General features: G+C 61.4%; 14 protein-coding genes. 7 read left to right on the top strand and 7 right to left on the bottom strand.

What is annotated here, in order from left to right; translation table 11 throughout:
• Positions 1-36: 36 nt before the first annotated feature.
• A complete protein-coding gene (locus tag DVU_RS05850; protein WP_010938537.1) occupies positions 37-354 on the bottom strand; it encodes a cupin domain-containing protein in 318 nt (105 codons plus the stop codon).
• Between the two features lie 305 nt (positions 355-659).
• Between DVU_RS05850 and DVU_RS05845 the strand changes: the two genes are divergently transcribed.
• From DVU_RS05845 to DVU_RS05825, 5 genes are all read left to right on the top strand, one after another.
• Entirely contained in the window at positions 660-1,067 is a 408-nt protein-coding gene (locus DVU_RS05845) for a LysO family transporter (RefSeq protein ID WP_010938536.1), read from the top strand.
• Positions 1,057-1,659 carry a lysine exporter LysO family protein gene (locus DVU_RS05840; RefSeq protein ID WP_010938535.1) on the top strand — a complete coding sequence of 201 codons (603 nt, stop codon included), beginning with the start codon at positions 1,057-1,059 and terminating at the stop codon, positions 1,657-1,659. The genes DVU_RS05845 and DVU_RS05840 overlap by 11 nt, the downstream gene beginning before the upstream one ends.
• 131 nt (positions 1,660-1,790) lie before the next feature.
• Positions 1,791-2,531 carry a basic amino acid ABC transporter substrate-binding protein gene (locus DVU_RS05835; protein ID WP_010938534.1) on the top strand — a complete coding sequence of 247 codons (741 nt, stop codon included), beginning with the start codon at positions 1,791-1,793 and terminating at the stop codon, positions 2,529-2,531.
• Between the two features lie 88 nt (positions 2,532-2,619).
• Positions 2,620-3,408, top strand: a complete 789-nt coding sequence (locus tag DVU_RS05830) for an amino acid ABC transporter permease (protein ID WP_011792490.1) — start codon at positions 2,620-2,622, stop codon at positions 3,406-3,408.
• Positions 3,395-4,138 (top strand): amino acid ABC transporter ATP-binding protein, encoded by a 744-nt coding sequence (locus DVU_RS05825; protein ID WP_010938532.1) that lies wholly within the window; start codon positions 3,395-3,397, stop codon positions 4,136-4,138. Before DVU_RS05830 ends, DVU_RS05825 begins: the two co-directional genes overlap by 14 nt.
• Positions 4,139-4,517: 379 nt before the next feature.
• On the opposite strand, the gene DVU_RS05820 is transcribed toward DVU_RS05825, so the two are convergent.
• From DVU_RS05820 to DVU_RS05800, 5 genes are all read right to left on the bottom strand, one after another.
• A complete protein-coding gene (locus DVU_RS05820; RefSeq protein WP_010938531.1) occupies positions 4,518-5,138 on the bottom strand; it encodes a hypothetical protein in 621 nt (206 codons plus the stop codon).
• Between the two features lie 383 nt (positions 5,139-5,521).
• The gene (locus tag DVU_RS05815; RefSeq protein ID WP_011792492.1) at positions 5,522-6,265 is read right to left on the bottom strand and encodes a sulfite exporter TauE/SafE family protein; all 744 of its coding nucleotides are present in this window, start codon (positions 6,263-6,265) and stop codon (positions 5,522-5,524) included.
• A gap of 58 nt (positions 6,266-6,323) precedes the next feature.
• Positions 6,324-9,044 (bottom strand): [protein-PII] uridylyltransferase, encoded by a 2,721-nt coding sequence (gene glnD, locus DVU_RS05810; protein ID WP_010938529.1) that lies wholly within the window; start codon positions 9,042-9,044, stop codon positions 6,324-6,326.
• Positions 9,045-9,099: 55 nt separating this feature from the next.
• Positions 9,100-9,438, bottom strand: a complete 339-nt coding sequence (locus tag DVU_RS05805; protein ID WP_010938528.1) for a P-II family nitrogen regulator — start codon at positions 9,436-9,438, stop codon at positions 9,100-9,102.
• A 122-nt stretch (positions 9,439-9,560) separates the two neighbouring features.
• Positions 9,561-10,769 (bottom strand): ammonium transporter, encoded by a 1,209-nt coding sequence (locus tag DVU_RS05800; protein ID WP_010938527.1) that lies wholly within the window; start codon positions 10,767-10,769, stop codon positions 9,561-9,563.
• A gap of 302 nt (positions 10,770-11,071) precedes the next feature.
• On the opposite strand from DVU_RS05800, the gene tpx reads away from it, so the two are divergent.
• Both tpx and DVU_RS05790 read left to right on the top strand, forming a co-directional pair.
• Positions 11,072-11,590, top strand: a complete 519-nt coding sequence (tpx, locus tag DVU_RS05795) for a thiol peroxidase (RefSeq protein WP_010938524.1) — start codon at positions 11,072-11,074, stop codon at positions 11,588-11,590.
• Positions 11,591-11,912: 322 nt separating this feature from the next.
• Positions 11,913-12,365: a hypothetical protein gene (locus DVU_RS05790; protein ID WP_010938521.1), complete on the top strand. Its 453-nt coding sequence runs from the start codon at positions 11,913-11,915 to the stop codon at positions 12,363-12,365.
• 486 nt (positions 12,366-12,851) lie between these two features.
• Here the strand turns inward: DVU_RS05790 and DVU_RS05785 are convergent, their stop codons facing one another.
• Positions 12,852-13,700, bottom strand: a complete 849-nt coding sequence (locus DVU_RS05785) for a deoxyribonuclease IV (RefSeq protein ID WP_010938520.1) — start codon at positions 13,698-13,700, stop codon at positions 12,852-12,854.
• Between the last annotated feature and the right edge of the window lie 190 nt (positions 13,701-13,890).

Below are 13,890 nucleotides of genomic sequence, written 5' to 3'. Positions count from 1 at the left end.
CTCGCATAAGGGAGTCTGGACTCCCTTCCCGCCCCGCTAGATGGGGGGAGTGATGACCACAATGGCGCGGAGGTCTGACACAGCCCGCAGCCCATGAGGCTCGCGAATCTCGCTGATGAGCATGTCGCCGGCACGCGCCGGAAGTTCAGCCCCGTTCGCACCGAGGAACAGTCCCTCGCCTGCGAGGATGGTGATGCAAAGCTCACCTTCGATGTCATGGCTGTGCACGGGCAATTCCGCACCTGCGCGGATGTTGCAGTTGAGAATCTTGGCGTTCTCGGTGTCGCTGATGACATCCATACGAAAACCGCCGTCCTTGAATGTCGTGTAGTCTTCCCTGCTGATGAGCTTCATGACCTGCTCCTTGTTTCGATCTCGGGTGAGGGTTGCCCCGGCACGATGCGCTACCTGACGCTGCCGGGGATGGAAGAACCCATTCATGCAGCCTCTTGCTTCATGACTATAGGCAGTGGCAGCAGAACAGGACGTGACGCGCATCACACCCGCACAATGATGGCGACAGTTTTACCATACGCCCGCATTATGCTGGCGAGTCCAGTAGAATCCGCCGACATCAAGGCTTGGCTGCGGCACGGCAATTGACACATCCACCGCCAGAAGCTACCCGGTAGCTTCACCTCTAGCCGGAACCATCTGCCATGATAACGGAAATCTCGTGCATTGCCGTGGGCATCCCTCTGGGATTCGCCCTGCGCCATAGACAGGCGGCCCTGCGCTGCGTGGACAGGCTCACAAGCTGGTCGATCTATGCCCTGCTCTTTCTTCTAGGGCTTTCACTGGGGTCGGACGACGAACTCATCAGCCGTGCAGGAGACCTCGGCATGCGCGCCGTGGTGATCAGCCTGTGCTCGCTCATGGGCAGCGTCTTCGCCGCATGGGCACTGCAAAGGCTTCTGCCCGCCGACGTGTTCGGGGCAGGGGCAGGAGACGAGGCAACCCGTCAGCCTTCCTCCCACGGAGGGAATGGCCCCAACGACAGCGCCGTCAACCTGAAGCCAACTGCACAGGGCGGCAAGACGCCGGTGGAGCATTCCCATGAAGGGTAGCTGCATCATCCTGTGCTTCTTCCTTGCCGGGGTACTCGTCGGACGCCTTGATATCGTGCCCGATGCCATCGCCAGAGGTGACCTTGCCTCATGGGCACTGTACCTGCTGCTGTTCGTGGTGGGCATGGGCATAGGTTTCGACACCCGCTCATGGCGCATCCTGCGCGAATTGCACATCAAGGTGGCACTCGTGCCGCTGGCGGTGATGGCAGGCACATTCGGCGGGGCTGCCATGGCGTGGCTTGCACTTGGAGACATGCCCCTGCGCGATGTGCTGGGGGTCGGTGCCGGTTTCGGCTACTACAGTCTTTCAAGCATCATGATCACGCGCATGGGTGACGCGGCACTCGGGTCCGTGGCGCTGCTTGCCAACATCACCCGCGAACTGACGACGCTGCTCGCCACACCGCTGCTGGTTCGTGCTTTCGGCGGACTGGCGCCGGTTGCCGCGGGGGGGGCCACCGCCATGGACACCTGCCTCCCCGTCATTGCAAGATACGCTGGCGAACGGTGCGGTATCGTGGCCGTGTTCAGCGGTATGGTGCTCACCGTGGCTGTACCGCTGCTGATTTCGGTCATCTTTTCGTGGTGATGTTACACAGTTGTGAATCGGCCTGCGCCAAGATGGCAGCACGGCACTCTTTTCTTGACAATTTGCTCACTTACCCCCAAGACAAGGGTTCATCCGTTGCTTCACCATCAACTTATGAGGAGTGCCTGAGGATGCTGCAGAAAGTCCTGCTCACCGTCGCCGCGCTGCTGCTCTCGACCAACGTCGCCTTCGCAGAGCGCACCGTCGTCTTCGCCCATGACGCCACCTGGCCGCCCATGGAATTCGTCGACGCCAACAAGCAGATTGTCGGCCTTGCCGTCGACTACGTCGACGCCATCGCCAAGGAAGCCGGCTTCAAGGTCGTGCACAAGAACGTGGCGTGGGACGGCATCTTCGCCGGTCTCGCCGCTGGCAAGTACGACGCCATCGCCTCTTCGGTGACCATCACTGAAGAACGCAAGAAGGCCATGGACTTCACCATGCCCTACTTCGACGTCAAGCAGGCGCTCGTGGTTCCCAAGACCACCGAAGCCAAGACCCTCGAAGACATGAAGGGCAAGACCCTCGGCGCCCAGATCAGCACCACCGGCCACTTCGCCATCAAGCGCACTGCTGGCGTCACTGCCAAGTCGTACGACGAGATCGGCCTCGCCATGGAAGACCTCTTCAACGGCCGCATCGACGGCGTGGTGTGCGACGACCCCGTTGCCGCCAACTACGCTCTCCAGCAGGAAGAATACGCCAAGAAGCTGAAGATCGCCTTCATCGTCGACACGCCCGAGAGCGAGTACTATGGTATCGCCGTCAAGCAGGGCAACAAGGAACTCGTCGACCTCATCAACAAGGGCATCGAAGCCGTCAAGGCCAAGGGTATCGACGCGCAGCTGCGCGCCAAGTGGATCGGCAGGTAGCCGTTTCCCCAAAGCCTACCGCATATGACGGGGACTGGCGGAATGCCGCCAGTCCCCTGCTTTTGCCAACGTCAACATCACCACTGCCATGTCCGAACATCAGAATGTGCGCATAGAGATCACCGACGGCGCCTCCATCCCCGACCCGAAAGAACGACGACTGATCACAGCATGGTCGCTCTCGTTCCTTGCCGCCATCGGTACCCTCATCTATCTTTGCGCCTCGCAACCCGACCCCTACTGGCGCCTTCTGCAGTTCCTGCCGGACGGCATCCTCGTCACCTTTCAGGTGACGGTCTTCTCCATCATCTGCTCCATCCCCATCGGCCTCATCACCGGTCTGGGGAGGTTGTCGCGCAACCGGGGCATCAACCTCGTGGCTTCAACGTATGTGGAAGTGGTGCGCGGCATTCCGCTGCTGGTGCAACTCTTCTACATCTACTACGCACTGGGACGCTTCCTGAAGGTCCCGGACATGCTCGCCGCCATCATCGCCCTCAGCGTGTGCTATGGCGCGTACATGGGTGAAGTGTTCCGCGCGGGTATCGAAGCCATCCCCAAGGGACAGACCGAGGCCGCCCGTTCGCTCGGCTTCAACCGCGTCGAGACGATGTTCCTCGTTGTTCTGCCGCAGGCGTGGCGCACCATCCTGCCCCCTGTCGGCAACGAATTCATCGCCATGCTGAAAGACACATCCCTTGTCTCCATCATCGCCGTCGCCGACATCTTGCGCCGTGGCCGCGAATTCGCCTCCGAGAGCTTCCAGTATTTCGAAACCTACACCATGATCGCGCTCGTGTATCTGCTCATCACCCTGCTTCTTTCCAAGGGCGTCAGCATCATGGAAGCGAGACTGAACTACTATGACCGCCGCTAACGAACCCATCATCAGCATCCGCAACGTCTGGAAGTTCTTCGGTGAGCTCACGGCCCTCCATGATGTGAGTCTCGATGTGCAGGCCGGTGAGAAGGTCGTCATCATCGGCCCCAGCGGTTCAGGTAAGTCGACCCTGCTGCGCTCCATCAACCGTCTCGAGAACGTCGACAAGGGCAGCATCATCGTCGACGGCAAGGACATCCGGGCCGAGGACAGCGACATCAACGTCATCCGGCAGGATCTCGGCATGGTGTTCCAGAGCTTCAACCTCTTCCCCCACAAGACGGTGCTCCAGAACCTCACCATGGCGCCCATGCGCCTGCGTAAGGTTCCCCGGGACGAAGCGGAATCAAGAGCACTCGACCTGCTCAAGAAGGTGGGCATCAGCGACAAGGCCAATGTCTACCCCGCCATGCTGTCCGGCGGTCAGCAGCAACGTGTCGCCATAGCCCGCGCTCTCGCCATGAACCCCAAGATCATGCTCTTCGACGAACCGACGTCGGCGCTCGACCCCGAAATGATCGGAGAAGTGCTTGATGTCATGGTGACCCTTGCCAAGGAAGGCATGACCATGGTGTGCGTGACTCACGAGATGGGCTTCGCGCGCGAAGTCGCAGACCGCATCATCTTCATGGACCACGGGCAGATTCTCGAACAGGGCACACCGCAGCACTTCTTCGAGGCGCCGGAACATCCGCGCCTTCAGAAGTTCCTGCAACAGATTCTCTAAAGGGTCGCACGGGACTGTCGCTGCATCGCTGCCGCGCATCCCATGCTAACCGGCCGAACAACGGCACCTCAAAGGCACAAGCAAGACGGGGAGATGGTCCACGACCATCTCCCCGTCAGTCTTTCCAGGCACTTTCCTGCGAACCGGTCACGCATCGGGACGGAATCCCCGACGTGCGGCAGTGCCGGAAACCGGTCGTGTTGCCGCGAAGGGGCCTCGTGCACCTAGAGCAAGAATCTGGCCCTTGCCCGAGCATCTCTCCCAGACGGCAGAATCTCACGTGGGTAGCGGCCCTGCCCTACGGATGAGTCCTCACCGCCTTGGCAGCTATGCAATAGTCCTCACGTTCCGCGCAACACCATCATATCGACTCTTGAACCTATGCGGTTCCCTCACGCGCCAACTCTCGCAGCAAAAAGTCGACTTCCTGCGGAAGCACGTTGAATGTCTCTCGGAATGCGGAGCATCCCTTACAGTATAATGCGTATGATTCCGGCGAGAAAGGTGTCAGCGATTCCGCCTCCTCGCCCATGATGGTCGCCAATGCCAGTGCGTAAGACCGCCTATACGGGAAATAGCACTCGGGGGCGTGCAGATACAGCAACAATGAAAAGAGAAACGGCCCCGCACCGACCAGACCAAGTCCGCGATAGGAAGCATACTGTGAAGCCATATCCGTATCGCCACGAACTACAGCCGTGCGAAACGAAGCAAGCCAGCCGAAAAAAAGATGGGCCTTATCGGCGGAATAGAGATGCAGTGCTGCGCGATGCCCGGCCCCGAAGCGCGTACAGGTGATTTCACGGCGCACACCTGCCCTGTCGAAGCATTCCCTGTTCCATGCATCGCAAAAAGACTTCCAGCGTTCCATATCCGGAACACCGGAGAAGTCATCCATGATCGATATTGCGTCGCCCTCACCTTGCAGACGGGCATTGAGCGCGTCGACGCTGCAATGCTCACCGATGAGCATGTTCACCCTGTCATGATAATCCGGCATAGCATCTCCTTGCCATCCATCCTGAGAATCGCCGCAGGATAGTGATTGGAACGGGAGACCGCAAGCGCCTGCCGGGGCTACACGATGTGGAGGCACACGGCAGGCGTGATCCAGACCCCGTTCAGCCCCGCTGCAAGCCCGACGCAGAGGCATTCTCGCGCCGCAGAAGGATAATGGGCGAAAGAACAGAACGGTTTCGTAGGCGAGACACTCCAGAAGGGAGACAGCAGGCAGGGGCTCGGCACTCTGACGATGCGGCTTGGCGGGTGTCTACCGGAATGGCGCAAGCACTACGCTACAGCCTTCCCGACCGCCGCGCATGGGAGAGGACGACGGCCCAACGCACATTGCGAAACAGGGTGCACCTGCGAGGTTCGAAACGCTCATCCATGCCGCATCACGTCGACGAGAAGGTTGCCCCCCATGAGAAACAACAACGCGAACATGGCACGTCGGTAGTCACGTTCACCCAGCCGGGAGCACGCACGCACCCCCATCCAGCCGCCGAGACCGATTCCGGCTGCCCCAACCATACCTGCAAGGGCGACCTGTAACGTCAGCAGACCCGAAGCCGCCTCTGCGGCGAGGGTTGCGACATTGTTGGCCAGAAAGTAACCGGCGAGCGTGCCCTTGATGGTGTTCTTGGGCCAATCGGTGAGTGATACGTATACGATAGCTGCCGGCCCGTTGGCACTGAACGCGGCCCCCATCGCCCCTGAAGCCATGCCTGCGGCATACCCGTAGACGGGGCGGGGTGAGCCCATCATGCCGGTAGCACTCTTCGCCCATAGCCCCCAGAGGCCATACGCGACAAGGATGCCGCCCAGTACAGACCGTGTCAGCACGGGCGGGGCATGGACCAGCACGAGGCTTCCGAGAATGAGACCGGGGATGCTCCCCAGTAGCAGAGGCATGATTCTGCCCCACGAGAGGGCGTCGCGGTAGCTGACACACAACTGGGCGTTGAGGACGATGGAAGCCAGAACGCAGACCGGGACAGCGACCGTGATATCGAAACGGAGCAGCAGCAGCGGGACCGCCAGCAGTCCCGCGCCGAACCCGGCGAACCCCTGAAGAAAACCGGCCGCCACGAAGATGGCCGCGGTGAAGGACACAGTTTCAGTCATGCGCCCGTCCCGTGGGGGTGGGCGTCGCACAATAAGGACATGAGCCTACCGTGAAAAGCTATCGGGAAGCCACCGCGTGCAGCAGGGCGGCCCGCACCTCTGCGAGATGTTCCTCATCCGTGAGTTTCTGGCCCTGGGCCGTCCGCACGGAAAAGGTATCTGCAGTGCGATTTCCCAGTGTTGACACCTTGGCGAACAGCACGTCGAGATGCAGGGATTGCAGCGTGCGCGCCACGTCATAGAGCAGTGCCGGACGATCCGGTGCGAAGACGTCGATGACGGTATAGAAGTCCGAGAGGCCGTTGTCCACCCTCACTTCAGCCGGACGCCGCAACGCCTCGCGCAGGGCATCGGGGAGGATGCGGCTGGCGCGTGCCTCTTCAAGGCGATAGTCGAGGGCGAGTTTGCCTGTCATGGCGTACTGCACCGAGCTGCGTACCTTGCCCCAGAATTCACGGGCATACAGGGGGTCGGGGGGAGCCGTGACGTGGAAGACGTCGAGCGCTGTCCCGTCGCGCCACACGAAGGCGTCGGCAGCGTAGACGTTCAGGCCATGCAGGGCGACCACTCCAGCGAGCGTAGCGAACAGCCCCTGCTGGTCGCGCGCCAGAATCGTGACCTCCCACAGGTCGCTTTCACGCCCCCCGTGTACAGGTCGGCCTTCCATGACCACCAGCCCCCGTTCGGCCCTGCCCGGTTCGAGGCGCTTGCGAGCCTCTTCCACATCGAGATTGAGCTGGCGGGCCATCTCCATATGCCGCAGTATCCGTTCAGGGTCATTGGCCACCACATAACGCGGCGGCATGGCTGCCAAGAACGCCGCGGCGATGTCCTCACCTAGGGGAGGCGTCGTCGGCTGGTGCGTCGCAAGTGTCCGTACACGTGCGAGCACATCGCCCACACTTCCGGCGGTATGAATGCCCCCCGCCTCGACATCCCGCAACATGTTGAGGGTCTTGCCGCGCAGTTCGTCAAGGAGGCTGGCGGCCCACCTGTTCCATGCCTTGGGGCCGGTCGCGCTGGCATCCGCGTAGGAAAGGAGAAGCAGACGCTCAAGCCGTGCCCGGTCACCGACAATGCCCGCCACCTGTCCCACGACAGCCTCGTCGTTGAGGTCGCGGCGTTGCGCGGTACGCATGAGAAGCAGATGTTCCCTGACCAGAAACGTCACATCGTCCACGACCGGTGCAGGAAGTCCCCATGCGGAGAGCACGTCACGGGCGATGCCTGCACCGCTCTCCTCATGGTGCGAAGCATCTTCGAGCCCCTTGCCGAGGTCATGGAACAACGCCGCCAGCAACACCGACAGCCTGCCCGGTTCAGCACCGCCACCTGCGCCTTCGGGGCATTCACGCCATAGGGTCGCAAAGGGTTCGGGGCCATTCGTCGCGAGCTGCTCCAGTTGCCGTATGGTGAAAAGGGTATGCATACCGGCAGGGTAGGAATGAAAGCCATCGAACTGCACCCTGTCACGGGCAGCGCCGTAGGCTGGCAACAAGGCAGGGAGCAACCCCACGGCGTCCATCTGTTCCAGCACGTCGAACGCCCTGGCCGAGGTGAGTATGGCGATGAGGGCACGCCCCACTTCCACACCGGACAGTTCAGATGCCCTGCCTGCGATGGCCGCCGCCATGCGTCGCCTCGTGTTCCAGTCGAGTCGGGGCGTCGGCCCGGAGGGAGATGCGGCTGCACGGACGAACGTCTCGAGGGTCAGGCGGGGACTCGCCTCGACACCATCAGGCAGGCACAGGTGCACGGCCCCCCCGGCGATGACGACTCCCGCATCGACTTCCGGGCACGGGCTGACCGGGAGCACAGGGCCACCCGGGACCCCCCGGAAGGCATCAGATAGCCCCTTGATGTCCGACATGCAGCGATGCAGCGCGCCGAGAAAACGCTCCACTCCCAGCAACCCGCCGTCGTCATGGAAGCCCATGGTCTGCGCTATGCCCGGTTGCAGGTCGAGGAACAGGGTATCGTTCTTGCGACCAGAGAGCAGATGCAGCCTGTTGCGCACCCCATGCAGAAAAGTCACGGCCTGACGCAACAGGGTGGCGTCTCCGGAAGAGAAACCGGCCTGCGCCATGAGTTCCTCGACCGTACCCGCCTTTCCGCGAATCCGCGCCAGCCAGAGTATCCTGTGATAATCACGCAAGCCCCCCAACCCCTCTTTCAGATTGGGTTCAAGCAGCACCGTCCCATCGCCATGGGCCGCCAGCCTGCGTTCATGTTCGGTGTCAAGCCATGAGAGAAACGCGTGGCTGCGCCGTGGCAGCACGCGCTCGTCCAGCCTTCTGACCATGTCTTCCAGCAGCGCAGGACTCCCGGCCACAAGCCGGGCATCGAGGAGGCTTGCCAATACCTTGTGGTCGTGGGCAGCCAGCTTCACGCAATCGCTTACGGTACGGAAACCATGCCCGAGGGTGAACCCCTCATCCCACAGGGGCAGGAAGAGTGCTTGCGCAAGGTCGATGGCTTGCGGTGGAATACTACGGTTGCAAAGGACCAGGATGTCGATGTCCGAGGCGGGGCAAAGCTCTTGCCTCCCGTAACCCCCGACAGCCACCAGCGCCACCCGGTCATGCCCCGTGCCCAACTCTGCAAGCCGCAGCCTGAAATACGTATCCAGCAGACGGCTGTAGGCGTGTTCGAACGGAAGAGCATCGGAGGACGCCTGTGCCAGCCCTTCAGCTAGGGCGGACCGGCCTTCACGCAGTGTCTTCCGGGCGTCGTTCTTGCAATCGGTTCCCGGGATGTCCGGAGTGTTCTTCCTCGGCATCGGCATGCTTCCATGCGAGGGGCCGCACCCCCCCTGAGAGTGCGGCCCTTTGCGGCTAGATGGCTTCGGCGCCGGACTCGCCGGTGCGTATGCGTATGGCGTCGTCGACGGGCAGCACGAATATCTTGCCGTCCCCCACCTTGCCTGTGCGTGCGGCCTTGCAGACCGCATCCACGACAGCTTTGACCTGGGCGTCTTCGAGCACCACCTCTATCTTGACCTTGGGCATGAAATCGACCTGATACTCGGCCCCGCGGTATACTTCCTTGTGTCCACGCTGACGTCCGAAGCCTTTCACCTCGGTCACGGTCATCCCCTTCACATCCATGGATGCAAGGACTTCCTTCACCTCGTCCAGCTTGAACGGCCTGATGATAATCTCGAGCTTCTTCATGGCGACCACCTTCGAAAGACTGGTTCATATTCTGCGAAAGGGGAACATCCTCACGCATCTGTAGGCGACAATCACATCCCCCCGCAAGCCCGGTGCCCTGCGGCAATGGCCGGGCAATACGGTTACTGCTCGTAGGCCCGCTCGTTGTGTTCGCTCACATCCAGTCCCGCGCGTTCGGCATCGACCGTCACGCGCAGCCCCATCAGGGCGTCCACCGCGTGGAAGATACCGCGACTCATGAGGTAGCAGAACAGCCAGGTAGCCACCACCGAAAGGAACTGCGTCCACAGCTGACCGGGATTGCCGTAGAAGAGACCATTGACGCCGTTCACGGCCTCGCTGGCGAACAATCCCGTTGCAAGGGCACCCCACGTACCGCCCACGCCATGCACGCCGACCACGTCGAGCGCGTCGTCGTACTTGAAGACCTTCTTCATCAGAACGCCGCCGTAGCAGAGCATCCCGCCCCCGAAACCGATGATCATGGCGGGCATGGGTTCTACGAAGCCAGCAGCGGGCGTGATGGCAACGAGACCGGCAACGGCACCGGAGGCAGCACCCAGCGTGGTGGGCTTGCCGCTATGCATCCACTCTACGGCGAGCCAGCCCATGACGCCTGCGGCGGTGGCAAGGTGCGTGGTGACGAAGGCCATGGCGGCAAGACCATTGGCGGCAAGGGCGCTACCCGCATTGAAGCCGAACCAGCCGAACCACAGGATGCCCGCACCGAGAACCGTCATGGGAAGGTTATGGGGCACGAAGGGTTCACGGCCATAGCCCTCGCGTCTTCCGAGCACATGCGCGGCGGCAAGCGCGGCAGCGGCAGAACTCATGTGCACGACCGCGCCACCGGCAAAGTCGAGCGCACCCATCTTGAACATCCAGCCCCCGCCCCACACCCAGTGGGCCATGGGCGCGTACACCAGAACAAGCCACAGCACCGAGAACAGCAGCATGGCCCGGAAACTGATACGCTCGGCATAGGCACCCGAGATGAGCGCGGGCGTGATGACCGCGAACATGCACTGGAACACCATGAACGCGAGATGCGGTATGGTCTTGGCAGCCTCTGAAGGTTCCATGCCCACACCTTTGAGGAACAGGTGGTCGAGTCCTCCGATGACACCTGCCACATCCGGCCCGAAGGCGAGTGTATACCCGATGATGGCCCACACCACCGAGGCCACGCCCACGAGAACGAAACTGTGCATGGTTGTCGAGAGCACGTTCTTGGCCCTGACGAGGCCGCCATAGAACAGGGCGAGGCCGGGAGTCATCAACATCACCAGTGCCGCGCAGATAAGGATGAAGGCGGTATCGGCCGCGTTCATAAGACCTCCTCGAAGGTGTTTTCGCAACGCTGGCCCATCCTGCGTTGCACACACCTGTCATAAGGCAAGTCGCGTGCCAACTGCGCCAGACAACATGCGTTCAACAATTTCAGATGGTTATGTTTTTATTGTTTTTTATGTTTTTTGCATTTTTGTCGTTTTATAAAGTTCAAAAAGAATAAAATTGTAAATTGGCATGTTTTTAAAACAACCACAAAAATAGCGCCGACAGGTTCACAAGGGACGAAAGCCGTGTTATCAGCATTCATTCTCGACAATCCTCATCCATCGGAGAAACATACATGACCACAGAACGTACTGGCATCATCACTTTCAAGGGCAACGGTCTCACTCTTCTCGGTACGCCCGCTGGCGTGGGCGACAAGGCCCCCTCATTCAACGTGCTTGCCAACGACCTTTCTCCCCGCACCCTCGGCGACTACAAGGGCAAGGTGGTCATCATAAGCGCCGTACCCTCACTTGACACGGGCGTATGCGACATGGAGACGCGCCGGTTCAATCAGGAGGCGGCAAACCTCGGAGAAGACGTGAAGATACTCACCGTCAGCTGCGACCTGCCCTTCGCGCAGGCCCGCTGGTGCGGTGCCGCAGGAGTGCAGGCGGTCGAAACACTCTCCGACCACAAGGACCTTTCGTTCGGCATGGCCTATGGCGTGGTCATAAAGGAACTGCGTCTGCTTACCCGTGCCGTCTTCGTCGTCGACCGCAACGGCACGATAACGCATGCCCAGATAGTGCCCGAAGTGACGACCGAACCTGACTATGCTGGAGCCATCGCAGCTGCGAAAAAGGCGATCTAGACGTTTTACAAAACCGTCATCACAACCGGAAAGGGGGCATCAGCCCCCTTTTTTCATTGCCCCCCCGCGCATGGAACATGCGACAGACCTTGGCCGCACGACCGCCTGCCACGGACACTCCCGGTTCCAGCATGTCCTTTAAATCACCCTACACCGGCATGACACACGCCCCGCGACGTGGCCAAGTCATGCTGCGCACGGATACCCATGGCGGGTCACTTCCAGCGAACGACCAGCGCCAGCGCGCACATCGTGCCTTCATCAAGTATTGCCTCCGGTGCAGCCTTACAGTACCTTCCCCCGCCAAGCACAGGAGAACATCATGGATGACAAGACCCTGCACGCGCACCTCGCATCGACCGTACTCAGACGATTCGACGAAGACCCCGCACGGCGGCAGGAAGCCCTGCAAGAATTCATGGAGGTGACCCTGCCCACCATCGACGGGCAAAGTGCCGACAAGGTCGCCACCCTTGTCCCGGAGTTGCCCTACAGCCTGTATGAGAAGTGGGCAACACTCTTCGCAGACAGGCTTCTTGAGACGGTCGAACGCACGCAGCTTGCGTCGCTGTGTGACGGCAGCGCAGACAACGACGCCACCATAGCCCTCGTCTACGTGATGTTCATGGAGTCGGAACGAATGGAGAAGCAGGTAGCCGAGGACCTCGCAGCCCTCGGCGTACGCATGGCAGACGCCGATGCGACGGGCAACGCCCTTGGTGCCTACCTGCGTGCCAAGCTGTCGAGGCAGCACGACCCCACGCCCCGCCAGTGACGCGCGGCTGAGGCCACGGGGCATGACGGCTTACCTCGACGGGCAACCTCGGCAGATGGCACCACCCTAGGCCATCGCCAAAGGACATCAGCAGGGGCATCATCAGAAGTTACCGGCAAAGCCATCGCCCGACGCCATCACCGGACGTCATCATCAGACATGCCCCCACGGGGGGGCCGTGAACGTGCGAGGCACGCCCTATGCTGCCGCCAATGCCCACGTTGTTCTGACGTCTGTGCCGATAGGTCCGTAGCGCCAGCAGGGGATTGTCTGTCGGCCATCCTTGCCTATCGCAGGACTGCCGACTCCCTCCATGAGCAGGCGGTTCATGTCTTCGAGGCCAGCGCTTCAAGCCGGGATAAGGACTCTCGGCGGGTCGTTGCAGCGCCGAAACAGCCACCTCTCCCGCACCACTCTGACGATGGCGGGATGATTGCGGCAGGCTTTCGAACGAGGCTACGCCCTACGCCCCATCATCAAGCCCCATCAACTTCTGGCAAGCCGACGAAGCGTGGCAAGATTACGCCTGTCCGCGGCATGGCCGTCCTCTTTGGGTGTCTCAAGAACCATGGGGTGCATCGCAAAGACCGGGTCGTTCAGGAGGCGGACAAAGGCGGCCTCACCCAGTTGCCCCTCGCCGATATGCGTATGCCTGTCCTTGCGGCTTCCACACGGCACAAGGCTGTCGTTCACATGAAACAGGCGCACGGCCGCCAGCCCGGGGCCGTGTTCGATGTCCTCCATGCAACGACGGTAGCCCTCATCGGTATGCAGGGCATAGCCTGCACCGAAGGCATGGGCCGTATCGAGGCAGACTCCAAGCTGTGAGGCATGGCGCGAGGCGTCGATGATCTCCGCAAGGTCGTTCAGATCACCTCCGAGACAGGTACCCTGCCCTGCGGTGTTCTCCAGCAGCAGTACAGGCGTCTGCCCCCCGCACCTGTCGAACACCTCATCAATGTTCCGGGCGGCCCGCAGGATGCCCGTACCCCGGCCTGCCCCGAGGTGCGCACCGGGATGGAGCACCACCGCATCCACGCCGAGGGCGGTACAACGCTCGAACTCGCGCACAAGGGCCTCCACCGCCTTCGCCGATGCCGCCCCATCCCCGTTGGCGATGTTGATGAGGTACGAGGCATGGGAGAACACCGGCCCCCCGAACGCCGCACGACGGCGCCCGAACGCCTCGACGTCAGCCTCTGACGGGGCCTTGGGCGTCCACTGCCGCTGATTGGCAGTGAACAGTTGCAGCACTTCGCCGCCAATCTCGACGATATCGCGAATGGCGTTGGATACTCCGCCAGCGGCGGACATGTGGGCTCCGAACAACGGCATACTCTCTCCTGCAGGGTGAACTTCGATAACGCCCCACACCGCCGCATGACCCATACGCCATGCCCGATGCAGGGGCAATCCACACTTCGATGAGCACCGGATACCAAGAGGGCGTCAGGTCGGTTACTGCCCGAAGGGGCTCTACCAGTGCCGCCCCGCCGCGCTTACACCGAGACGCACGCCTGAAGGC

Source organism: Nitratidesulfovibrio vulgaris str. Hildenborough, from assembly GCF_000195755.1.
Taxonomy (GTDB): Bacteria; Desulfobacterota; Desulfovibrionia; order Desulfovibrionales; family Desulfovibrionaceae; genus Nitratidesulfovibrio; species Nitratidesulfovibrio vulgaris.
The sequence above is the reverse complement of the archived record's forward strand: the minus strand, read 5'-3'. Positions and strand labels throughout refer to the sequence as shown.